The organism is Castellaniella sp. FW104-7C03 (assembly GCF_040276085.1).
Taxonomy (GTDB): domain Bacteria; phylum Pseudomonadota; class Gammaproteobacteria; order Burkholderiales; family Burkholderiaceae_B; genus Castellaniella.
The window spans coordinates 186,926-209,349 of sequence record NZ_JBELOK010000003.1 but is presented as its reverse complement, the minus strand read 5'-3'; the positions used below and the strand labels follow the sequence as shown (position 1 = coordinate 209,349).

Genomic DNA, 22,424 nt, shown 5'->3' with positions numbered 1-22,424 from the left:
CCAGGGTGTGCCTGCCACCGGCGGGGTGCTCGTGCGGGTGGATCAAATATATCAAACTGCGGCAAAGCGTCGCGCCCAGTGCTCGGTTGCCAGGGGCCAGAAGCCTGTCAGTGTGTGGCAATCCACCGGCGCGAACCCGAGGGTAACCCAGGCCTGTTGCAGGGTGTCCAGCGGGGTATCCAGGTTTAATGCCGGTGCGTGATTGTGCTTGGATAACTTGCGGCCCTGGGCATCCAGCACCAGCGGAACGTGCAGCCACTGAAGGCAGGGTAGCTGCAAGGCCCGTGCCAGTTGGGCCTGACAGCCGCTTGAGCCCAGCAGATCGGCGCCGCGCACGACATGGGTAACCCCTTGCTCGGCATCGTCCACCACAACCGCCAGCTGGTATGCCCATAAGCCGTCGGCCCGTCGCACAATGAAGTCTCCCACCTCGCGGCTGACATCCTGAGACTGCGGGCCTGCCCAGCGATCAGTAAATGTTTCTATTTGAGGGTCAAGCAGAAAACGCCAGGCGGGCGCGTGCTTGCCGGGCCGCTGGGTAGGGGTGCCTGCCATGCCGACTGCCTGCGGATGCTGCCCTGAGGCCTTCTGTGGCCGGCAGGTGCCCGGATAGGGACCGGGCGGGCGTTGCCGCCGGGTGCAGTAGCAGGGGTACACTCGCGCGTTTTCTTGCAAGGCCTGAAACGCGCGGGCGTACAGGGCCTTGCGGTGTGTTTGCCACACCACAGGCGCGTCTGGCTGCATGCCCAGTGCCTGCAACTGGTGCAGGATGAAGTGGTCTGCGCCCGGCTCGGTGCGCGGCTCGTCGATGTCTTCGATGCGCACCAGCCAGCGGCCATGGTGTGCGCGGGCATCCAGATAGCTGGCCAGGGCGCTTACCAAAGATCCTGCGTGCAGCGGACCACTGGGGCTGGGTGCAAAACGCCCCACATAGGTGGGCGTCATGGGCTTAGTGCGAGAGCCGGTTGTCGTCGTCGGCCAGGAGTTCTTCGAACACCAGGTGGTCGACTTCGGCCTCCTGGCTCCAGAGCACCATCAGGGCCAGCACTTTGATTTCGGAGAGCGACAGCGGGAAGCTGTCGGCTTCTTGGGCGGTTTCGATGAGGATTTCGCGCAGCGCAGGCGGCAGGCTGCCCGAGAGCTCGAGGAAGGTGATGAAACCGATGGCTTCGGAGCCCAGGGCTGCGTATTCGTTGGAGGTATAGATACGCGTGGCCGCCGGGTGCGGACCCTCGGGCAGTGCCAGCGGCAGGCAGCGCTCGGTGGAGCTGGCCAGGCTGCGCAGCCAGTTGAGGGCGTCATTGATGTCGTCGTGTTCGAATCCTACAGCCGCAAGCTTGCTGGCCAGAATCTCTGCCCGGGGGCAAGATTGAGGCGTGTAGTAGTTTTCGAACAAATAAACCAAAATATCGTACATGGCGCGAGAGAGAACAAGTTGCCTCTAGTGTACTTGGCTTATTGGTCTGCCTCCAGCGCAATCAGGGTAACACCATCGCTCACCTGATCACCCACCGCATAGAACACCTCTTGCACCACGCCATCATGGGGGGCTTCGATGGTGTGCTCCATCTTCATGGCTTCCATCACCACCAATGCCTGGCCGTGTTTGACGTGATCGCCCCGAACCACGGAAACCGACAGGATTTTGCCGGGCATAGGAGCCGTCAGGCCGCCACTGTGCCCCTCATCGGCCTGGCCGGTGGCCAGTGCGATGGGATCTTGCCAGATAAGCGTATGGCGCTGTCCGTTGGCAAAAATATCCAGGCGCGCGCCCAATGCATGCGTGTCGGCCCGGCTTGCTTGCGTACCCAGGCGGATTTGCAGCTGCCCGCAGGTGTCGCCCGCTTGCCAGACCAGTGCCTCTGGTGGATGCCCGTCCAGTGCCAGTGTCCATTGAAGCCCCTGGCGTTGCAATTGCACGGTGCGCTCGCCCAGTGGGGTCTGAAACACCAGGGTGCGCTGGTACGTGTCTCCTACCCGCCAGCCATCCGCCTGTTGCCAGGGGCTGCCGGTGTTGCCCTGTGGCAGGCAGGCCTTGGGCTGCGTCAGCCCGCTGGCTTGCAGCACCATGGCAGCGGCCAGTGCCAGTACGGTATCTGGGGTGGCCTGTGCCGCGGGGAAAAGATGATCATGTTCACGCGGGATCAAACCGGTGTCGAGATCGGCTGAGACAAAGGCCGGGTTGTCCATCAGGCGCCCCAGAAACGCAATATTGGTGTGCAGCCCTGTGGCGCGTACCTGTGCCAGCGCCTTGATCATGCATCGTCGGGCTTCTTCACGATCTTGGCCGTGCACAATGAGCTTGGCGATCATGGGGTCGTAATAGGGAGAGATGGTGTCCCCCTCGCGCACACCGCCATCCACCCGCACCGGAGCAACCTTGAACGCAGCGTGGTCTGGCCAGCGCAGCACGTCCAGGTGGCCGATGCTGGGCAGAAAGTCCTTGTCCGGGTTTTCGGCATAGATGCGGGCTTCGATGGCGTGGCCGTGAATGGCCAGTTGATCCTGGGTGCGCGGCAGTGGCTGGCCGGCGGCCACCCGCAGCTGCCACTCCACCAGGTCTTCGCCGGTGATGGCTTCGGTGACGGGATGCTCAACCTGCAGGCGGGTGTTCATTTCCATGAAATAAAACTGCCCGTCGGGCTCGGCGATGAACTCGACCGTGCCCGCCCCCACGTAGCCCACCGCCTGGGCAGCGGCCACCGCTGCCTGGCCCATGGCCGCGCGGCGTTCGGGCGTCATCCCGGGTGCCGGAGCTTCTTCGATTACTTTCTGAAAGCGCCGCTGCACCGAGCAGTCGCGCTCAAAGAGGTAGACACACTGCCCGTGTTGGTCGGCAAAGACCTGGATCTCGATGTGGCGCGGTTTTTGCAAGTAGCGCTCGACCAACACCTGGGGGTTGCCAAAACTGCTGGCGGCCTCGCGTTGGCAGGAGGCCAGGGCGGCGGCAAAGGCGTCGTCGCTTTCGACGATGCGCATGCCTTTTCCGCCCCCGCCCGCACTGGCCTTGATGAGCACGGGATAGCCGATCTTGCGCGCTTGTTCTTGCAAGAAGACGGCTTCTTGTCGATCGCCATAATAGCCGGGCACCAGGGGCACATGGGCCTTGTCCATCAGGGCCTTGGCGGCCGATTTGCTGCCCATGGCCGCAATGGACTGCGCCGGCGGGCCAATAAACACCAGCCCTGCATCGCCACATGCCTGGGCAAAGGGGGCGTTTTCAGATAAAAACCCGTAGCCCGGGTGGATGGCCTGTGCGCCTGAGCGACGGGCCGCTTCGAGGATGACGTCGGCGCGCAGATAACTGTCTTTGGGCTCGGGGCCGCCGATCAGGATGGCCTCGTCACAGGCCTGGACGTGGCGTGCCTGGGCATCGGCCTCTGAATACACGGCAATGGTGCGGATCCCCATCTTGCGGGCAGTGGCGGCAATACGGCAGGCGATTTCGCCACGGTTGGCGATCAAAAGAGTATCGAACATGGGGGCTTCCTTACATTCTGAACACGCCAAAGCGGGTGGCTTCGGCAGGGGCGTGGCGCGCAGCCGCCAGGCCAAGGCCCAGGACGCGGCGGGTGTCTGATGGCGCAATGATCCCGTCATCCCACAGACGGGCCGTGGAATAGTAGGGGTGGCCTTCGTGCTCGTATTGCGCCCGAATGGGTGCCTTGAAAGCGTCTTCTTCTTGTGCCGACCATTGGCCGCCCTTGCGCTCGATGTTGTCGCGCTTGACCGTGGCCAGCACGCTGGCGGCCTGCTCGCCACCCATGACGGAAATGCGGGCATTGGGCCACAAAAACAGCAATCGCGGGCCAAAGGCGCGGCCGCACATGCCGTAGTTGCCTGCACCAAAAGAGCCCCCGATGAGGACAGTGAATTTGGGCACCGAGGCGGTGGAGACCGCGGTTACCATCTTGGCGCCGTGGCGTGCAATGCCTTCGTTTTCGTATTTGCGGCCCACCATGAAGCCGCTGATGTTTTGCAGAAAAACCAGCGGGATGTTGCGTTGGCAGCAAAGCTCGATAAAGTGCGTGCCTTTTTGTGCGGCCTCTGAAAAAAGGATGCCGTTATTGGCAATGATGCCCACGGGCATGCCGTAGATTCTGGCAAAGCCGGTAACCAATGTGGTGCCAAAGCGCGCCTTGAATTCTTCAAACTCAGAGCCATCCACGATGCGCGCAATGACTTCACGCACGTCGTAAGGCTTGCGGGTGTCTTGCGGGATGATGCCATCGAGTTCGGCCGCATCGTACAGTGGCTCGGACCAGGCCTCTGGCTGTGCTGCGGCGGGCAGGTTGAGACGCGCCACGGCGTCACGGGCCAGGCGCAGCGCGTGGGTGTCGTTTTCGGCCAGGTGGTCGGCCACCCCCGACAATCGCGTGTGCACATCGCCGCCACCCAGGTCTTCGGCGGAGACTTCTTCTCCTGTGGCGGCCTTGACCAGAGGCGGGCCACCCAAAAATATCGTGCCCTGATTGCGCACGATGATGGATTCGTCGCTCATGGCGGGCACGTAGGCGCCACCCGCCGTGCACGAGCCCATCACCACCGCCAGCTGGGCAATGCCCATCGAGGACATCACTGCCTGGTTATAGAAAATACGCCCAAAGTGGTCGCGATCGGGAAAGACTTCGTCCTGGTTGGGCAGGTTGGCCCCGCCCGAATCCACCAGATACACGCAGGGCAGGTGGTTTTGTTGTGCGATCTCTTGCGCGCGCAAATGTTTTTTGACGGTCAGCGGGTAGTAGGTACCCCCCTTTACCGTGGCGTCATTGCACACAATGACGCATTCGGTGCCACTGATGCGGCCGATGCCGGTGATCAGGCCGGCGCCGGGTGAAGCATTGTTGTAAACGTCATGCGCCGCCATCGGCGAGAGCTCGAGAAACGGGGTGCCAGGATCGAGTAGCCGTTCGACGCGTTCTCTGGGCAGCAGTTTGCCGCGGCTCAGGTGCCGCGCACGGGCGGATTCACTACCGCCTTGGGCCGTGTGTGTAATCTGCGCTTGCAGATCCTGGGTTTGCGCCCGCATGGCGCGGGCATTGTCCTGGAAATCCTGTGAGCGCGGGTTGATGCGGGATTCGATGACGGGCATGACGGTTTCCTGTGTTACAGCATTTCGATGGCAAGTGCGACGGCCTCGCCGCCGCCGATGCACAGAGAGGCAATCCCGCGTTTGCCCCCGGTTTTGCGCAGTGCGCCGATCAGCGTGGTGAGCAGACGGGCGCCTGACGCCCCGATGGGGTGGCCCAATGCTGTGGCGCCGCCGTGGATATTGACGCGATCATGCGGCAGGTTGAGCTCTTTCATGGCGGCCATGGTGACCACGGCGAAGGCTTCGTTGATCTCGTAGAGATCGACGTCTTCGGCTTTCCAGCCGGTTTTGGCCAACAGCTTCTGGATGGCGCCCACCGGGGCGGTGGTGAACCACTGCGGTTCTTGGGCGTGCTGGGTGTGCGCCACAATGCGGGCCAGGGGCTTGGAACCCAGTGCCTGTGCGGTGGAAGCACGCATTACCACCAGGGCGGATGCGCCGTCCGAGATGGACGAAGAGTTGGCCGCGGTGACTGTGCCGTCTTTTTTGAAGGCCGGTTTAAGGGTGGGGATTTTTTCGGGGACGGCCTTGAAGGGGCCCTCGTCCTTGTCCACAACGGTATCGCCCTTGCGCCCTTTGATGGTGACGGGTGTGATCTCCCAGCCGAAGGTGCCGTCTTCGTTGGCTTTGCGTGCGCGTTTCAGGGATTCGAGCGAGAAGGCGTCCTGTTCTTCGCGGGTAAAGTGATATTTGGAGACGCAGTCTTCGGCAAACACGCCCATGGCGGTGCCGCGCTGGTAGGCGTCTTCCAGGCCGTCCAGGGCCATGTGGTCGTATACCGTGGAGTGCCCGTAGCGATAGCCCTGGCGCCCGCGCAGCAGCAGGTACGGCGCGTTGCTCATGCTTTCCTGGCCGCCGGCCACCACCACATCAGCGGATTCTGCCTTGATGATATCGTGCGCCAGCATCACGGCCTTGAGGCCCGAGCCGCACACCTTGTGCAGCGTGCTGCACGGCACGCTTTTGGGCAGGCCGGCCTCGATGGCGGCCTGGCGTGCTGGCGCCTGGCCTTGGCCGGCTTGCAGCACGTTACCCATGATGACTTCCTGGACGGCGTCTCCGGCAATTCCGGCGCGTTCGACAGCCGCACGGATGGCGATGGCGCCGAGCTCGTGGGCCGACAGGCTGGACAGACTGCCCATCATGCCTCCCATGGGGGTACGGGCGGCAGACACGATGACGATGGAATCGGACATGATGATCTCCTTGTCTTTATGACAGCGGTGGGGCGTCAGGGCTAGACGTCCCTAATGGTTGAGACTGCAGACGCCGGGCGGGGTCGTAGGGGAAAATGTCTTCGATGCGGCCCTGGGTTGCACGCGTGCGGCACTCTTGCCACCATTGTGCCTCTAGAAGCTCGGCGTGGTGTTTCATGAAGGCAGCGCGCACGCGGGGGTCGCCCAGTAAAAAGTGTTCGAATTCCTCGGGAAACACATCGTTGGCGCCCACGGGATACCAGGGCTCGCTGGAGAGTTCGGCTTCTTCGTTGGGGGCTGGCGGGATGCGGCGGAACTGCATTTCGGTCATGCGCTGGATCTCGTCGTAGTCGTAAAACACCACCCGGCCCAGGCGTGTGACGCCAAAGTTTTTGTATAGCATGTCGCCCGGGAAAATATTGGCCGCCGCCAGCTCGCGGATGGCCTGGCCATACTGGCGCACAGCGGCTTCCAGGGCGGTGTCCGAGGCGCTGGCAAGAAAGATATTGAGCGGGGTCATGCGTCGCTCGATGTAGACGTGCTTGAGCACCACCAGATCGTCGGTTTCTTCGATGAGATTGGGCACTTCAGTGCGCAGGCCTTCCAGCAGGCGTGCCGAAAACCGCTGCCGGGGCAGGGCCACCAGCGAGTACTCCCAGGTGTCGGCCATGCGGCCAACGCGGTCGTGCTTTTTGACCATCTGATATTTGCGCCGCACCGTGGGCTCGTCCATCCCCTCTTTGGCGATGCGGTCCCGGATCAGTTTGAACACATAGGGGTAGGATGGCTGATTGAATACCGTCATCACCATCCCCTGAATGCCAGGCGCGTAATCGAAGTTATCGGTGGAGTGCGCCAGATGGTGCAGGAAATCCCGGTAGAACAGCGTTTTGCCCTGCTTTTGCAGGCCGATGGTGGTGTAGATCTCGGCCTTGGGCTTGCGTGGGAACAAGGAAGACAGGAAATCCACGTACGCGGCGGGCGCTTCCATGTCCACCAGAAAATAAGCCCGTGTAAAGCTGAACAGCGTGCTCAGGTCATCGCTGCTGTGCAGCAGGGCATCCAGCTGCAGATGGCCGGATGGCGTGTGCAGCAGCGCAATGGCAAATGGGTGGATGGCGGTTTGGTTCAGCACCCGCCCTACGATGTAGGCGCCCTTGTTGCGAAAGAACAGCGTGTTCAGCACCTGGATCTGGCAGTCGGGAGCCAGGCGCTTGCCCAGCCCGCGCGGCAAGGTCTGGCGCAGGTGACGCAGGCCCTTGTACGCCAGCTGCCGGGTGTCGGCGGGCAGGTCGTGATACGGCGCGGCCAGGCCAAAATCAGCCACCATGCGCACAAGGGCAGGCAGCAGGCCTTCGGTAAGAGGATAGTACGAGCGATAGGTGGACAGGTGGCCATCGATGTATTCGGTGGAGATGGCCGGGCGCACGAATAGAAAATCGTTATTGAAATAGCTGCGGTGCAGGATGCGGCATGAGACCGAATTGAAAAATGTTTCGGCGCATTCGGGCTGCAGATGGCTGGCCAGCAAGCCGATATAGCAGGCCTTGGCTGCCTGCCAGAAGGTGAGCTGGTCGGCGGTGAGCGCTGTATCTGGTGCGGTTTGAGCCGGTGTCGTGCCGCGCAGTGCCTGCCCCAGCGTGCTGGCGCATTCGCGTACCCGCGTGTCGTAGTACTCGATGCGTTCGCGCGAGAGTTGCTGGATGCCGTGCCAGTTGGCGGATTCGAAGAGCGACTTGGCGCGCTGGGCGCTGTAGCGAAACAGAGAATAATGGCGATCGAAGCCCGCCAGGATCATGCGCGCGACCGCCTCGGGGGTTTGCCCCCGGGATGGCGCAGGCTCGATGTGTCGATGATCGCCTTCGTTGCGCATGGCGTCAGGCCGTCTCGCCAAAGAGCTCGCGGCCAATCAGCATGCGCCGGATCTCGCTGGTGCCGGCACCGATTTCGTACAGCTTGGCATCACGCCACAGGCGTCCGGTGGGGTTGTCGTTGATATAGCCGTTGCCGCCCAGAATTTGTATGCCTTCACCGGCCATCCAGGTGGCTTTTTCGGCGCAGTACAGGATGACACCGGCGCAATCCTTGCGCACCTGCCGGGCATGTTGTGAGCCCAGACGATCCAGGTTTTTGCCCACCGTATAGCAATAGGCGCGGCAGGCCTGCAAAGTGGTGTACAGATCGGCCAGCTTGCCCTGGATCAGCTGAAACTCGCCAATTGCCTGGCCAAACTGGTGGCGCTCGTGCACATAGGGCACCACGGTATCCATCACTGCCTGCATGATGCCCAGCGGCCCTGCGGCCAGAACCGCGCGCTCGTAGTCCAGGCCGCTCATCAGCACCCGCACTCCGCCGTTAAGCTCTCCCAGCACGTTTTCGGCCGGTACGGCGCAATCCTGAAACACCAGCTCGCCCGTGTGCGAGCCCCGCATCCCCAGTTTGTCCAGCTTCTGGGCCACCGAGAAACCCGCGAAGGATTTTTCGACGATAAAGGCGGTGATCCCGCGCTGGCGGGCATCGGGGTCGGTTTTGGCGTACACCACCAGCGTATCGGCATCGGGGCCGTTGGTGATCCACATTTTGGTGCCGTTCAAAATGTAGTGATCTCCGCGTTTCTCGGCTTTCAGTCGCATGCTGACTACGTCCGAGCCGGCACCGGCCTCGCTCATGGCCAGTGCGCCGATGTGCTCGCCGGAGATCAGGCCGGGCAAATACTTGCGTTTTTGCGCTTCGGTGCCGTTGCGGTGGATCTGGTTGACGCACAGATTGGAGTGCGCCCCATAGGACAGCGCAATCGAGGCGCTGGCGCGGGAGATTTCTTCCATGGCGATCATGTGGGCCAGATAGCCCAGATTGGCGCCGCCGTACGTGTCGGACACCGTCACGCCCAGCAGGCCGAGATCGCCAAACTTGCGCCAGAGGTCCATCGGAAACTGATCGTCGCGGTCGGCGGCAGCCGCCCGGGGGGCGATTTCTGCCTGTGCAAAATCACGTACGGCGTCGCGCAGCATGTCGAGATCAGAGCCAAGTTCGAAGTTCAGGCCGGGCAAATCCATGGGGAGTCTCCTGGGAGTGGGGTGTTATTTGGCCAGTGCGGGAAGATCGGCAGGCTGGGCAGCCGCTACTGGCTGCTTGTGCGCTGCGGCCTGCCGGCTGCGCAGCAGGGCCGCGCAATCTGCCTGCTGCTGGTGCAGTTCTTTAAGGGTTTCGTCGAGGTCCCGGCGTTGCTGCTCGAGCTTTTGACGATGGCTTTCGAGCACGTCGGCGTAGTGCTGCAGCTGTGCCAGCGTGCTGGCATGGCTGCGATCGTAGAGGTTGATGAGTGTGACGATTTCGGCCAGCTGCAGCCCCAGGCGTCGGCCCCGTAGTGCCAGTTTGAGGCGCGTGCGGTCGCGGGTGACATAAACCCGGTTGCGCCCGTTGCGGGTGGGGCTGACGATGCCCTGGTCTTCGTAGAAACGGAGGGTGCGGGGCGTGATGCCGAACTCTTGGGAGAGTTCGGAGATCGTCCAGGTGGCTTGACTCATGGCACAGCCCGTCGTGAAATTGAAGTCTCTTTATTATGCGCGCAGTTTACGTTAACGTAAAGACAAGACTCTGCCATAATGGCTCTTTGCCTATTCTCTTATCGGCCCGGTTTCTACCCTATACAAGGAGGCCTGCATGAATCCGCAGGAAAACGCACTGCAATATCCCTGGAACCAAACGCTGCCTGAACCCGGGCAGGCGCTGGCCGTTGCCGATGGCGTACGCTGGATTCGCATGCCCCTGCCGTTTGCGCTTGATCATATCAACCTCTGGCTGCTGCGCGACCGCATCGACGGCCGGGACGGCTGGACGGTCATCGACTGCGGCATCGACCGCAGCGAAGTGCGCGACTGCTGGGAAACCGTATTCTCGCAATCCCTGGAAGGCCTGCCCGTCTTGCGTGTTCTTGTCACCCATATGCACCCCGATCACGTCGGCCTGGCGCACTGGCTGTGCAAACGCTGGGACGCCCCCTTGTGGATGTCCATGACCGACTACGCACTGGCCCGTCTGTGGGCTGGCAGCGCGGTGGCTGATACCGCCACCGAAGGCAGTGGCCCGGCTGGCGAAACCGCCGCCCGCCACTTTGCCCGCCATGGCCTCGTCAACCCTGAGGCCCAGGCGCTCATCCGCAAGCGCCACGACTACTACGCCCGCCTGGTGCCGGATGTCCCTGCGCGATTTCATCGCCTGCTGCACGGCCACCCCATACAAATTGGCGGTCGCCCCTGGCACATCATTGTGGGCTACGGCCATGCCCCCGAGCACGTCTCGCTCTGGTGCCCCACCCTGGATGTCCTGATCTCCGGCGACATGGTGCTGCCGCGTATTTCCACCAATATCAGCGTCTTCGACCTCGAACCAGAAGCCAATCCCCTGCCGCTGTACCTGGAGTCGCTAAACGCCTACGACCCCCTGCCCGAGCAAACCCTGGTGCTGCCCTCGCACGGCCGTCCCTTCAAAGGTCTGCATGCCCGCATCGCCCAGCAGCAATCCCACCACGCCGACCGTCTGGCCGATGTACTGGCGGCCTGCGCCCAGCCCAAAAGCGCACACGATCTCCTGCCTGTCCTGTTCCACCGCCAGCTCGATCTTCACCAGCTCAGCTTTGCCATGGGCGAATCCATTGCCCACCTGCACGCCCTATACTTTCAGGGTGCCCTGATCCGCACCCTGGACGCCGACGGCGTCTACCGCTTTCAGCGGGCCTGACACGCACGGCCGCCATCGTGGCGGCTGCGCGGACCATCCCGCACCGTTTTCAACACAGGAAAACCCATGCTCCGCGAACCAACCGGCGAAACCCCTGACCACATCGACACCCAACTGCAGCACATTGGCCAGGCGCCCCTGGATCCCGTCACCGGATCAGGCCCGGTTGCCTTGCCCTCCATGCGCACCAGCACCGTGCGTTTCGCCTCCATGGACATGCTCGATCGCGCCCAGGCTGCCAAACAGCGTGGAGAGCGTGTGCCCACCTACGGCCGTGTCGGCCTGCAAACCCACGAAGCCCTTGAAACCCTGCTGTGCCGCCTCGAAGGCGGCCAACGCGCCTTTCTTGCCCCGTCCGGCATGGCCGCCATCAGCATGGCCCTCATGGCCTGCCTCAGCCAGGGAGAGCATGCCCTGGTCGTCGACTGCGTTTATGGTCCGGTGCGCTACCTGCACAAAACCATCCTCTCGCGCATGGGTATCGCCGCCGATTTCATCGCTCCCAGCCTCGAGAAGCTGCAAGCCGCCCTACGCCCCGAAACCCGTATCCTGTATCTCGAATCCCCGGGCTCGCTGCTGCTCGAAATGCTCGACCTCCCCGCATTGGCCCGTTGGGCCCATCAGCATAAGCTCACCGTCATCGTCGACAACACCTGGGGCTCCGGCTACATCTACCAGCCCCTCACCTTAGGCGCCGATATCTCCGTCATCGCGGCCACCAAATACATCGGCGGTCACTCCGATCTCATGCTGGGCGCCGCCGTTGCCACCGACCCCGCCCTCATCGCCCGCCTGCACGAAACCCACTACGCCCTGGGCAGCACCGTCAGCGCCGACGACGCCTGGCTTGCACTGCGTGGCGCCCGCACCCTGGGCCTGCGCATGCGCGGTTGCGCCGAAAACGCTCAAACCGTCTGCCAATGGCTGGCCCAGCAACCCCAGGTCTCCCGCATCTTTTTCCCCGCCTGGCCAGAAGACCCCGGCCACGCCCTCTGGCAACGAGACGCCAAGGGCTCCAATGGCCTCCTGGCCGTCGCCGTCGATTTCACCACCCCCCAAACCCGACGCCTCATCGACCACCTGCGCCTCTTTAGCATCGGCTATTCCTGGGGCGGCTACGAAAGCCTCGTCACCCAGGTCGAACCCTCCGCCCTGGCCTCGCACCACTACTGGGGTGCCAACGCCACCCCCCGCATGCAAGCCGGCACCGTCCTGCGACTGCACATCGGCCTGGAAGACCCCGTCGACCTGATCGCCGATCTGGACGAAGCCTTCAAGGCCGCTGCCCAGCCGTGATTGCTTCCCGAGCCACCAGGCACCGCCGTTGCCTGGGAAGCCCGCGGTAGAAACACAGGGGATGGAGCATCTGCCCGCATCCAGGGCGCAGGCAGATTAAAAGACAAAGCGGATATAAAAAGAAAAAGGCCAGGGTTTCGGAAAAACCCTGGCCTTATCATTTATTGTGAAGCACCGCTGAAACAGCGGCCCAAACTACGCAATCGCCAGCTGGGGGAGGCGGGGCCTCTGGCAAAGGCTTCGCGCCCGCCGCTTAAAAGCAGGGCGGCGGGGAGGCAAGTGAGCCGCCGTTCAAGCGGGACGCTTGTGATTCGTCCTGGGGACGAATCACCCCGCGCGTTTGGCGAACGCCCCGCCACCCTGCTTTTAAGCGGGCAGTTTCGGCGCAGCCGAAACCGGGCAAGGCCTGCGGCCAGAGGCCCCGCCTCCCCCAGCGCTTAAGAACTTACTTCTGCGCCGCAAGTACCTTTTTCACCAGTGCGTCGGTTTCGTCAATCGCCCCCTGATAGCTACCCGTGTGCGAAGGTGACGTCACATACTGCCCGCCAATCGCAAACGAAGGCGTCCCGTCGATCCGGTAGGCCTTGGCCAGCTCGGTGGCACGCTTGATCTTTGTCTCGACCCCAAACGAATTGAACACATCCGTAAACGCCTGGCGATCCACCCCCTGCGTCACAATCCAATCCGTAATCTCATCCGCAGTAAACAGCTTCTCGCCGTTTTCGTGGATTGCCTTGAACACAGTCGCGTGCAGATCCAGACGACCCAAGGCATCGAGTGCGTAATACAGCTTCTGGAGGTCTTTCATGCTGGCATTAAATGCAACTGGCACTCCTTTGAACACCACCGTATCCGGCAGCGTCTTGCGCCATTTCTCGACCAATGGTTCGATCTTTGCGCAATGTGGGCACGTATAAGCAAAAAACTCCAGAACCTCAACCTTGCCCGGACTATCCGTCGGTTGCACAGGATCCAGCGTATCAAACGGAGCAGCCTGCGCCGCCGGCATAACCAGTGCCGCAACACCCAGTACAACGAGCGACAAAGCGCGAGAGAAAAAACCTGACATCATCGAAACTCCAAAATGCAGTAATAACCTCATCATAGAGGATACAAAGAATAAGTTGCCGGCCTGTTTATCTTAGGGCCGCACCACCGAAGACTCCAGCTTCGCATCGCCCAGCTTGGTGCGTGCCCGGTTCATCTCATCGATGCCCTTGAATGGCCCCACTCGTACCCGGTTGATCGTCGCCCCATTGGATTCGGCGGTCTCGATGTGTACCGGCAAGCCCAGCAAAATGATCTGTGCCAGCATCGCCTGTGCGTCCGGTGTCGAGCGGAACGCCCCGGTTTGCAGAAAATACGTGGTCTGCGTATTGGCTGCGGGCTTGTTGGTGGGTGGCGGGGGTGCCGGCGTGCTGACGGTGGCATCCGCCGCCTTGGTGACCGGCTTGCTTACCACCGGTGCAGCCTGTTGGGCTGTGGCAGGGGCGGGGGCTTTGCCGGATGGCTTGTCCAGCCCTGCAATAATCTGGCCGATGGCGTCTGTGAGTGGTGTTTCGCCTTGGCCGGGCTCGGGTGCCGCGCCTGGTGGGTTGATCGAACTGCCCCCCTGCGCCGGCGTGCGCGTGCCCGCCGGGCCATCCTTGCCATACAGCGCAATATTGGGATCCGGCGCATTGGCCACATCCGGCAGCAATGTGGCTGGCGTACTGCGGCTGGCCTTGTCCTTGAAAGGCATCGGTGCCTGGGTGACAAATAAGGCCACCGCCACTGCGGCGGCAACCCCAAGCACCATGCCCAGGATCAGCCCAAACCAGGTGCTGGAAGACTTTGCTTTCTTGCGTGTTGCCATAATCAGCTACATCCGTTCGGGGGCACTGACCCCCAGTAACCCCAGGCCATTGGCAATCACCTGGGCAGTGGCGCGCGCCAGGCGCAGGCGCGCCGTGCTTAGTGCTGCATCCTCGACCAGGATGCGCTCTGCGTTGTACCACGCGTGAAAATCCGCGGCGCAATCGCGCAGCCAGAACGCCAATTGATGGGGAGCGAGTTCTTGGGCAGCCTGGGTAAGCACGGATGGGTACTCGGCCAAACGCTGCAGCAGGCTGATTTCGGTGGGTGCTGCCAGCAGGGAAGCATCGGCGCTGGCCGCCTGCTGTGCGGCATCATGCTGGCGCAGCAAGGAGTGAATCCGTGCATGTGCATACTGAATGTAATACACCGGATTTTCTTCGCTGTGCGATAGCGCCAGATCGATATCAAATACGAATTCGGAGTCTGCTCGCCGTTGCGCCAGGAAAAACCGCACTGCGTCCCGGCCCACCCAATCGACGAGATCGCGCAGCGTGACATAACTGCCCGCGCGTTTGGAAATCTTGACCTCGGCGCCGTCGCGCATCACCCGCACCATCTTGTGCAGCACGTATGCCGGATAGTCTGTGGGGATCCCCAGCGCCAGGCCCTGCAGCCCCGCCCGCACACGGGCAATCGTGCCGTGATGATCGGTGCCCTGGATATTGATGGCGTGGTGGAAGCCGCGCTCCCATTTGGCCACGTGATAAGCCACGTCCGGCACGAAATAGGTATAACCGCCTTCGGACTTGCGCATCACGCGGTCTTTGTCGTCGCCCGTGCCAAGCTCGGTGGTACGCAACCACAGCGCGCCGTCCTGCTCGTAGGTATGGCCCGCATCGATCAGGGCCTGTACCGTGCGCTCTACCCGCCCGCTGGTGTAAAGCGAGCTCTCTAGGTAGTAATTGTCAAAGCGCAAGTCGAAGGCCTGAAGATCCAGATCCTGTTCGCAGCGCAGGTACGCCACCGCAAAGCGGCGGATTGCATCGAGGTCGTCGAGATCGCCGCTGGCCTGGATGGGTTCGCCGTCACTGGCCTGAACCGTCGCTTTTGCGAGGTAGTCGCGGGCAATATCCAGAATGTATTCGCCCTTGTAGCCGTCCTCGGGAAAATCCGGGTGATCGGGCTCGATGCCACGGGCGCGCGCCTGCACGCTGATGGCCAGGTTGTGGATCTGGTTACCCGCGTCGTTGTAGTAGAACTCGCGGGTAACCTGCGCCCCTTGCGTAGCAAACAGCCGGCAGATGGAGTCGCCCAGGGCAGCCTGACGGGCGTGGCCCACATGCAGCGGGCCCGTGGGATTGGCCGAGACAAACTCGACCAGGACCTTTTGGCTGTTGGCAGCGCGGTGGCCGTATTTGCCGCCTTCGGTGTTGATCACTGCCAGCACGGCCTGGTGCGCCGCGGCGGACAGGCGGAAATTGATGAAGCCCGGGCCGGCCACCTCGGCCTGCGCAATCAGGCCGGCGGCCTGCGGCTGGGCCATCACGGCGTCGACAATCGCCTGGGCCAGCTCGCGTGGGTTGCGTCGGGCGCTGCGGGCGGCTTGCATGGCAATATTGCAGGCCACGTCGCCATGGGCGGCCACCTTGGGGCGCTCGAGGGTGATGTCCAGCGTGTGTCCCGGGATCAGGGTGTCCAGGGCGGAGTGCAGGAGGGAAACAATCTGTGTAGTGTGCTGTGGCAGCATGAAATTGAAATGATGAGCGGTGACAACGACATCGGACAAGCCAAAAAGGCGCAACGTCGCCAAAGATATCCCGAAATGATAGCCCGATTTCAGGGCGGTCGTGGAATAGTGCCCATCCCCGCCAGACCCAGGGCGGATTCCAGCCAGGCACCATAGCCGGCCATATCCACCACTCCCACGCGATCACCGGCATTGATCTGCCAGCTGCCCGTGCGCTGGATAAAGGATTCGAACAGCGCCCGTTGTGCCATGCCCAGCCGCGCATCGTCACCTTGCGGGCCCAGTGTCTGGCCATGCGTATCCTGCACGGCGCGGTCGCCGCCCAGTACGCGGGCGCCCGGCATGCGCTCGTCGTGCAGCCAGGGCCGCGTCACCTGTTGGTCGTTTGCAGCCAAATCATCCAGTGGCACCATGGCTGCCAGGGCTTGCCAGCGCATCCAGTTCAGCGCTACATCGGGCAGATCGCCGTCGATGAGGGCTTGGCCTTCATCATCCAGAATCATGCCGCCGCCGATGTCGGCATGCGCACCGATAAAAGGTGCCTCTACTGTATTGCTGCTGCCGCTGGCGCCCGCAGATACCAGTGGGAACAGGCTGCGCAGTTCGTGTAGCGCCACCGCATGCGCCACCCACGACCACGCAGGGTTGATGCTTAGATCGTAGCCCGCATTGGCGGCCCCCAGCAGGCCGAACTGGGCCACGGTATCAAACAGGCCTAGAAACCGCAGATCCACGCACAGGCCGATGGTGCCGCGCAGTGGGTCGTCGTAAGAGAACCAGCCATTGCGGGTCTGGCGGGCAATCCGATTGGCAAGATCGCGGGCCAGCGCTGCCCCACGCGAATATCCCAGGATGTCGATGGGCACGGGGGTGGCAGACCCCTGTGCCCGTTGCAGCGCATTCATCAGGGATTGCCACTGATTGCGCAGAATCTGCCCGCTGCTGGCCGCCGTGATGGCGTCCCAATCCAGGTAGGCGTTGTTGCCCGGCCCGGCATGATAGTACCGGGGGCCGTCCAGGTAGCTTTGCGCAAGTTTCCAGACATTGCTCTGATTGGCCTGGCCATAGCGGGTGCCGTCAAAGGCCAGCAGGATCAGGCCCAGGGGATCCTGGTAGCGCATGGCTTGCTGGGCGGCATAGCCCAGTGCCTGCTGACCAGGCACCGGCCCCAGCGGGTCTGGTTCCAGATACTGCCCGCGCTGTGGGAGGTACGTGCGAAATCCGTTGTCATGCCAGTGGGTAAAGGGGTCTTCGTCTTGCCCCGGCAGGCGCAAGGGCAGGTGCAGGTCGCCGGCAATGCGTTCTGCCCGACCCAGCACATCGTAGCGAGCCGCCCAGCGCACGGTGGCGGTTTGGTCCGTCATCAGGACAGGTGCGCCCAGCAGGTTGGCGTGTACGTAAAAAAGCCGGGTGTGGCCGTCCTCGTCTGTTTGCAGCATGCCCACCGGAGCCTCTTGTGCATACAGATAGCGCTCGTGCCGGATGCGCGCAGGACGGCCTGCCTCGCCGGGTGTCCGGATGCGCCGGGCCACCAGGCGGTTCTCCAGAAACTGGCGGTCGATGATGTGTGTGCCGCTTTGTTGGCGGATTTGCTGGCCGCGCGCGTTATAGGCGTAGCGAATCATCGGGCCATTGGGCGGCTGCACCTGTGCCAGGCGCTGCTGGGCCTGGTAGCGCAAAACAGTGCCTTCCAGCTGCGTGGGCAGCCCGGCTGCATCGCGCTGGATGGGCGGTAGTGCACCAAGAGGTGGTGACTCGGGGCCTGCATGGCGCTGGTGGGCCAGCAGCCGGCCATCGTTGGCCCAGGCCCACCAGTCTGTGGCTGGGGGCTGTGCCGGAGTCTGGGTGTGACTGCCCGTCATGCGGTCTGCCATATCGTAATGAAACATCTGAATATGCCAGGCACCGGGCACGCCTTGCTGCCAGCGGCTGACACGCCCCCGCTTATCATGCCAGCGCCGCTCGGCCCACCGCAGTTGGTTGCCTTGTGTCAGCAGCAGGGCTTGGGCACGGCCCCGCGCATCTGCCTGCGCTTGCAGCTGCAGGCCATTGCCGTAGCGGTAGCCGGCCAGCCCGGCCACCGTGTCGATCACGGGGTGCAGGCGGCCGTCGGCAGATTGCCAGGTGAGGGCGGCCAGATGGCCGTTGGCCAGCCAGCGGTAGTGCAGGGCGCCGCCCTCGGGCAGATGGTGGCGTACCCGTTGTCCGGCAGGGTTGTAGTCAAATCTGTCCTGCCATGAAGACGTGCCTGTCGGATGCGGGCGGCGCAGATAGCGGGCCACCAGCTGTCCCTTGTCGTTGTAGGTACGCTGTTCGCGCTCGGCCGGGTGATCCAGTCGCCGCAACTGGCGTCCACGCCATTGCAGTTGCACGCTGACCCCTGGTGTATCTGGTGCGGCATAGTGGATCTGTACTGGACGGCCCATCGCATCCAGCTGCCAGCGCTGGCCACCGCCGTGCGCCTGGCGCAGGCCCTGGGGCCTGCCTTTGGCATCAAACAGCCATTGGGTGTGGCCGCCAAGCGTGCTGAACCAGTTGTCCAGCATCCCCTGGGGGTTGTAATGCAGCTGCAGGCCAGGCCACAGACCTTCATGCTGGATGAGAGTGCGGATCTGCCCCGAGGGATGCCGATGGATTTCCAGGCCTGCCAGGGCGCTCAGGCGCCCGGCGGCGTCTCGCCGGACGCTGCCTTCTGCCTGCCTTGCACGCGCCAGGGTCTCTTTGATGGCCAGCGCATTGGGTACCTGGCTGTGCGGCCCGGATACTGCGCGCGAGACGCGTCCCAGCGCATCATAAGACCAGCTGCGTGCCCGCCAGCGCCGGCCCTGGGGGGCCGCCAGGCTGATGCCGGTGATGGCCCGCACGTGGCCACCCTGATGCGCTGCTTCGTAATGGTAGTGCCGCTGCATGCCATCCGGCCGACGTACCCGCTGGAGATGCATCACTACGGATTGTGCCGAAGTGCCCGTATCTGCATGATCTGTGGGCACAATCGGTGCCGGGAGGCTTTCTCCTGCCTGCGCTGGCGCCGCAGGCGGGGTGATGGGGACGGGGGCGTAGTGATACTCAAACTGCCCGCGGGGTGTCTGCAGCGTATGCAGCAGCCGGCGGCCCATTATGGCCCGGTAGCCCAGTTGCAAGACCACCGGCCCCCTGCGGATCTGGGTGATCAGCCCCTGTGTCTCGGGCGTGCGCCCGTACTGGATGTGTGTGGTGGCCTGGCCCGGGTGCACCCAGGCAATCAGGCGGCCCGCCTGGTCAAACGCCAGGCGCTGGCCTTCAGGGGATACCCATAGGTGTGTGCTGTCTGGGGCCAATGGAGGTGGGTGCCCGTCCTGTGCAAGCGGCCGCTGGCGGCTTTCCTGGGCGCGCCAGCGAGCGGCAGACATCACGTGCCCTGCCAGGGCCTGTCGTGCCTGGCCGTTTGCGTCGAAGTAGACACTACGGCCATCGGCCAGGTGCAAGCGCCAACCTGTGCCCTCGCGTTGAAGCCGTGCGTCGTAATCGGTGTGCCAGCCGTCCCCCCAGGGCCCTGCGTATGCAGACCCTGATCGGTAGTAGCGGCGAAAGCCTGGCTGGCGTTTATCCAGGCTTTCGGGCAAATCGATGGCCTGCAGGTATTTTTCACCGCTCAGGCGATGCACAGGGTTGCTGATGCCGGTGTCCAGATCGGGCTCGCGCATGGGCCCCAGCGGAGTTTGTGCCCCACAGGGGGGCAGTTCGCCTGGCGGGGTGTCGGGGGCGGGACAGATCAGCGCCGGGTTGGCCTGGCACATGCCGGCCACAGCCAGCAGGCAGCCTGGCAAAAACATGCGCCATCCCTTGGTTTGCCCTCGGCCTGTCACCATCGCAATCCCCTTGTCCAAGCGGGAGATTCTCCTGCTTGGCAGGGCACAGAACTTGGGTTAGTGTATGTTTATGTCCACTGTTGGAAGTCCATGATGCTCATTTTGTTCCAGTCCCGGTCAGCCGCCGAAGTCCTGATGTTTGCCAAGCACGCCCGTCCCATCCTCGAGGCCGCCGGCAAACAGTTCGACACCCCCGACCTCCCCGAAAGAGGCGTCATCACGCACGCTCAGCTGGATACCGCCATCGCAGGCATCGAAGCCCTCATTGCTGCCGACAAAACCCCTGACACGCCCAATTCCGACCACGACGAGGCCGCCGAGCACCCGATTGCCCAATATGTCGGGATGCACCGCCGTGCCTGGCCCCTGTTGGCCATGCTGCGGCTGGCACGCGAGAAAAGCGAGGACGTCACCTGGGAACCCGCCCCCATCTGGTAAGGACAGTACTATGCAGGCTCATGTCATGATTGTGTTTGACGCCCGGCACTCGCTCGAGTTCGACGTCGATGTTTCGCCTGATGCCGCACAGGCACAGGCGGCTCGCCAGTGGTTCGAGCAACGTTGGGATGCGCTGGGCTGCGAGCCCTTGCGCGTCAGTGGCAAGGTATTGCTGCTGGACAAAATCCTGGGGGTGGCCGATGCACTGGGCTATCGCAAGCTGTCCAGCCAAACTGAAACCGCCCAGGAGTTTGCCTCCCGGGCGGCGCTGGCACTCGAAAAACCGCGTGTCACGGTTGATCTTCCCGGCCTGTCCATCGTGTATTGAGGGGGCCGGTGGCCGTTACCTCCCGCCAGTTGGGCGGGGATAACGGCGCTGCCGTGTATGGCTGATAACGGTCAGGCAGCCGCTGATACGCGGGCCGGCATTTCCTTGCCGGTGGCTGCATGGCGGTTGACTGCACTCAGAATGGCCAGGAAAGACGAGGTCACGATGTCTTCGTGGACGCCCACACCGTAGCCGCCGGCTTCGTCGCCAATCCGGATCTCGACATACGACGCCGCACGGGTGTCCGTACCGGTGCCGATGGCGTGCTCCTGGTAATCCATCACGCGCGCCTCGATGCCCAGAGCATCTACAAACGCCGAGATCGCACCGTCACCACGGCCTGTCAGGTGGCGGGTTTCACCGTCGACCTGAAGCTCGACCTCGATGGCAAACTGCTTCTGGCCCGTGGTTTTGGGGCTGCCCGTGATGCGGTGGCGCACCAGCGACCAGGGCCCGGCCAGCTCCAGGTATTCGCGGGAGAAGATCTCGTACACATCCCTGGGGGTGACTTCGCTGCCGGTTTCATCGGTTACCCGCTGGATCGCACGGCTGAATTCGATCTGCAGGCGACGCGGCAAGGCCAGGCCGTGCTCGTGCTCGAGCAGGTAAGAGACGCCGCCTTTACCCGACTGGCTGTTGACACGGATGACGGCATCGTAGCTGCGGCCCAGATCGGCAGGGTCGATCGGCAGGTAGGGCACTTCCCAGACTGCATCGGGTTTCTGGATGGCAAAGCCTTTTTTGATGGCGTCCTGGTGCGAGCCCGAGAAGGCGGTAAACACCAGATCGCCCACGTACGGGTGACGCGGGTGCACCGGCAATTGATTGCAGTCTTCGACGCAACGGCGCACACCGTCGATATCCGAGAAGTCCAGCCCCGGATGGACCCCCTGGGTGTACAGGTTCAGGGCCAATGTCACCAGATCAACGTTGCCGGTGCGCTCGCCATTGCCAAACAGGCAACCTTCGATACGGTCGGCGCCGGCCATCACGGCAAACTCGGCGGCGGCCACAGCAGTGCCGCGGTCGTTGTGCGGATGCACGCTCAGGACAATGGTGTCGCGCTGCTTGAGGTTGCGGTGCATCCATTCGATCTGGTCGGCATACAGATTGGGCGTAGTGGCCTCGATGGTGGCCGGCAGATTAAGGATGATGCGGTCTTGTACCGTGGGTTGCCAGGTGGCCACCACGGCGTCGCATACCTCGAGCGCGAAATCGGGCTCGGTGGTGCTGAAGACCTCGGGTGAGTACTCGTAGCGCCAGTGGGTTTCAGGATGATGGCTGACGGCTGCCTTGACGGCGCGTGTGCCCTGGACAGCGATCTCGCGAACTTCGTCGCGGCTCATTTTGAAGACAATCTTGCGAAAAGCAGGTGCACAGGCGTTGTACATGTGCACGATGGCATGCCGGGCGCCAGCCAGGGCTTGTACAGTGCGTTCGATCAGGTCTTCGCGGGCCTGGGTAAGGCCAATGATGGTGACGTCGTCGGGGATGCGGTTCTCGTCTACCAGCTTGCGGACAAAATCAAAGTCGGTTTGCGATGCCGAGGGGAAACCCACTTCGATTTCCTTGAAGCCGATCTTGACCAGTTGGTCGAAGAACCGCAGCTTGCGATCGACGCTCATGGGTTCGATCAGGGCCTGGTTGCCGTCACGCAAGTCGGTGCTCATCCAGATGGGGGGCGTGGTGATGCGGTGGCTGGGCCAGGTGCGCTCGGCGTAGTCGCGCGTAAACGGCGCAAACGGGACGTATTTGGAGGCGGGATTTTGAATCATGTCGGTAACCTGTCAGGGAAGTGCGTCCGGATCACGGATGCAAAAAAATCGCGGGATGGCGAAGATGTGGCGAACTGGTTGCCGAACTGCCACGCGGCGCTAGGCCCGGCAACCGATCGCTAGAAGTAGTAGGCCCGACAGGGGAAGCGCAAAGGCTGCAGGTGCAG

The 22,424-nt window shown here is 62.9% G+C and carries 17 protein-coding genes; 4 read left to right on the top strand and 13 right to left on the bottom strand.

The window, feature by feature from the left end; translation table 11 throughout:
* Positions 1–51: 51 nt before the first annotated feature.
* From gluQRS to ABS758_RS04925, 8 genes are read right to left on the bottom strand one after another with little or no spacing between them, the layout of a single operon-like run.
* Positions 52–945 carry a tRNA glutamyl-Q(34) synthetase GluQRS gene (gene gluQRS / locus ABS758_RS04960; RefSeq protein ID WP_350381146.1) on the bottom strand — a complete coding sequence of 298 codons (894 nt, stop codon included), beginning with the start codon at positions 943–945 and terminating at the stop codon, positions 52–54.
* Between the two features lie 4 nt (positions 946–949).
* Positions 950–1,417, bottom strand: coding sequence for a Smg family protein (locus ABS758_RS04955; protein WP_350381145.1), 468 nt, complete (start codon positions 1,415–1,417; stop codon positions 950–952).
* Positions 1,418–1,455: 38 nt separating this feature from the next.
* Positions 1,456–3,480, bottom strand: a complete 2,025-nt coding sequence (locus tag ABS758_RS04950; RefSeq protein WP_350381143.1) for an acetyl/propionyl/methylcrotonyl-CoA carboxylase subunit alpha — start codon at positions 3,478–3,480, stop codon at positions 1,456–1,458.
* Between the two features lie 10 nt (positions 3,481–3,490).
* Positions 3,491–5,092, bottom strand: coding sequence for a carboxyl transferase domain-containing protein (locus tag ABS758_RS04945; RefSeq protein WP_350381142.1), 1,602 nt, complete (start codon positions 5,090–5,092; stop codon positions 3,491–3,493).
* Between the two features lie 14 nt (positions 5,093–5,106).
* Positions 5,107–6,288, bottom strand: coding sequence for an acetyl-CoA C-acyltransferase (locus ABS758_RS04940; protein ID WP_350381141.1), 1,182 nt, complete (start codon positions 6,286–6,288; stop codon positions 5,107–5,109).
* Between the two features lie 16 nt (positions 6,289–6,304).
* Positions 6,305–8,161, bottom strand: coding sequence for a bifunctional isocitrate dehydrogenase kinase/phosphatase (gene aceK, locus ABS758_RS04935; RefSeq protein ID WP_350381139.1), 1,857 nt, complete (start codon positions 8,159–8,161; stop codon positions 6,305–6,307).
* Between the two features lie 4 nt (positions 8,162–8,165).
* Positions 8,166–9,344: an isovaleryl-CoA dehydrogenase gene (locus tag ABS758_RS04930; protein ID WP_350381138.1), complete on the bottom strand. Its 1,179-nt coding sequence runs from the start codon at positions 9,342–9,344 to the stop codon at positions 8,166–8,168.
* Positions 9,345–9,368: 24 nt separating this feature from the next.
* Positions 9,369–9,815, bottom strand: coding sequence for a MerR family transcriptional regulator (locus ABS758_RS04925; RefSeq protein WP_350381136.1), 447 nt, complete (start codon positions 9,813–9,815; stop codon positions 9,369–9,371).
* A 136-nt stretch (positions 9,816–9,951) separates the two neighbouring features.
* Between ABS758_RS04925 and ABS758_RS04920 the strand changes: the two genes are divergently transcribed.
* Together ABS758_RS04920 and ABS758_RS04915 are read left to right on the top strand one after the other, a co-directional pair.
* Positions 9,952–11,028: an MBL fold metallo-hydrolase gene (locus tag ABS758_RS04920; protein ID WP_350381135.1), complete on the top strand. Its 1,077-nt coding sequence runs from the start codon at positions 9,952–9,954 to the stop codon at positions 11,026–11,028.
* 66 nt (positions 11,029–11,094) lie between these two features.
* Complete coding sequence (locus ABS758_RS04915; protein WP_350381133.1) at positions 11,095–12,324, top strand: trans-sulfuration enzyme family protein; 1,230 nt, start codon at positions 11,095–11,097, stop codon at positions 12,322–12,324.
* Positions 12,325–12,769: 445 nt separating this feature from the next.
* Here ABS758_RS04915 and ABS758_RS04910 read toward each other — a convergent pair whose 3' ends face one another.
* The 4 genes from ABS758_RS04910 to ABS758_RS04895 all read right to left on the bottom strand — a co-directional run bounded on the left by ABS758_RS04910 (position 12,770) and on the right by ABS758_RS04895 (position 19,734).
* Positions 12,770–13,396, bottom strand: a complete 627-nt coding sequence (locus ABS758_RS04910) for a thiol:disulfide interchange protein DsbA/DsbL (protein ID WP_350381131.1) — start codon at positions 13,394–13,396, stop codon at positions 12,770–12,772.
* A gap of 69 nt (positions 13,397–13,465) precedes the next feature.
* Positions 13,466–14,179, bottom strand: coding sequence for an SPOR domain-containing protein (locus ABS758_RS04905; RefSeq protein WP_350381130.1), 714 nt, complete (start codon positions 14,177–14,179; stop codon positions 13,466–13,468).
* A 6-nt stretch (positions 14,180–14,185) separates the two neighbouring features.
* Positions 14,186–15,868 (bottom strand): arginine--tRNA ligase, encoded by a 1,683-nt coding sequence (argS, locus tag ABS758_RS04900; protein WP_350381329.1) that lies wholly within the window; start codon positions 15,866–15,868, stop codon positions 14,186–14,188.
* Positions 15,869–15,957: 89 nt separating this feature from the next.
* Complete coding sequence (locus tag ABS758_RS04895; protein WP_350381128.1) at positions 15,958–19,734, bottom strand: phospholipase effector Tle1 domain-containing protein; 3,777 nt, start codon at positions 19,732–19,734, stop codon at positions 15,958–15,960.
* Positions 19,735–19,806: 72 nt separating this feature from the next.
* Here ABS758_RS04895 and ABS758_RS04890 point away from each other — a divergent pair, with 72 nt between their 5' ends.
* Together ABS758_RS04890 and ABS758_RS04885 are read left to right on the top strand one after the other, a co-directional pair.
* Positions 19,807–20,154 (top strand): DUF1840 domain-containing protein, encoded by a 348-nt coding sequence (locus tag ABS758_RS04890; protein WP_350381127.1) that lies wholly within the window; start codon positions 19,807–19,809, stop codon positions 20,152–20,154.
* Positions 20,155–20,164: 10 nt separating this feature from the next.
* Complete coding sequence (locus ABS758_RS04885; RefSeq protein ID WP_350381125.1) at positions 20,165–20,482, top strand: hypothetical protein; 318 nt, start codon at positions 20,165–20,167, stop codon at positions 20,480–20,482.
* 71 nt (positions 20,483–20,553) lie between these two features.
* Here the strand turns inward: ABS758_RS04885 and leuA are convergent, their stop codons facing one another.
* Positions 20,554–22,257 (bottom strand): 2-isopropylmalate synthase, encoded by a 1,704-nt coding sequence (gene leuA, locus ABS758_RS04880; RefSeq protein WP_350381123.1) that lies wholly within the window; start codon positions 22,255–22,257, stop codon positions 20,554–20,556.
* Positions 22,258–22,424 lie beyond the last annotated feature (167 nt).

Coding starts and splice junctions, on each gene's coding strand:
- gluQRS (WP_350381146.1), bottom strand. CDS start 945: ATGACGCCCACCTATGTGGGGCGTTTTGCACCCAGCCCCAGTGGTCCG.
- ABS758_RS04955 (WP_350381145.1), bottom strand. CDS start 1,417: ATGTACGATATTTTGGTTTATTTGTTCGAAAACTACTACACGCCTCAA.
- ABS758_RS04950 (WP_350381143.1), bottom strand. CDS start 3,480: ATGTTCGATACTCTTTTGATCGCCAACCGTGGCGAAATCGCCTGCCGT.
- ABS758_RS04945 (WP_350381142.1), bottom strand. CDS start 5,092: ATGCCCGTCATCGAATCCCGCATCAACCCGCGCTCACAGGATTTCCAG.
- ABS758_RS04940 (WP_350381141.1), bottom strand. CDS start 6,288: ATGTCCGATTCCATCGTCATCGTGTCTGCCGCCCGTACCCCCATGGGA.
- aceK (WP_350381139.1), bottom strand. CDS start 8,161: ATGCGCAACGAAGGCGATCATCGACACATCGAGCCTGCGCCATCCCGG.
- ABS758_RS04930 (WP_350381138.1), bottom strand. CDS start 9,344: ATGGATTTGCCCGGCCTGAACTTCGAACTTGGCTCTGATCTCGACATG.
- ABS758_RS04925 (WP_350381136.1), bottom strand. CDS start 9,815: ATGAGTCAAGCCACCTGGACGATCTCCGAACTCTCCCAAGAGTTCGGC.
- ABS758_RS04920 (WP_350381135.1), top strand. CDS start 9,952: ATGAATCCGCAGGAAAACGCACTGCAATATCCCTGGAACCAAACGCTG.
- ABS758_RS04915 (WP_350381133.1), top strand. CDS start 11,095: ATGCTCCGCGAACCAACCGGCGAAACCCCTGACCACATCGACACCCAA.
- ABS758_RS04910 (WP_350381131.1), bottom strand. CDS start 13,396: ATGATGTCAGGTTTTTTCTCTCGCGCTTTGTCGCTCGTTGTACTGGGT.
- ABS758_RS04905 (WP_350381130.1), bottom strand. CDS start 14,179: ATGGCAACACGCAAGAAAGCAAAGTCTTCCAGCACCTGGTTTGGGCTG.
- argS (WP_350381329.1), bottom strand. CDS start 15,868: ATGCTGCCACAGCACACTACACAGATTGTTTCCCTCCTGCACTCCGCC.
- ABS758_RS04890 (WP_350381127.1), top strand. CDS start 19,807: ATGATGCTCATTTTGTTCCAGTCCCGGTCAGCCGCCGAAGTCCTGATG.
- ABS758_RS04885 (WP_350381125.1), top strand. CDS start 20,165: ATGCAGGCTCATGTCATGATTGTGTTTGACGCCCGGCACTCGCTCGAG.
- leuA (WP_350381123.1), bottom strand. CDS start 22,257: ATGATTCAAAATCCCGCCTCCAAATACGTCCCGTTTGCGCCGTTTACG.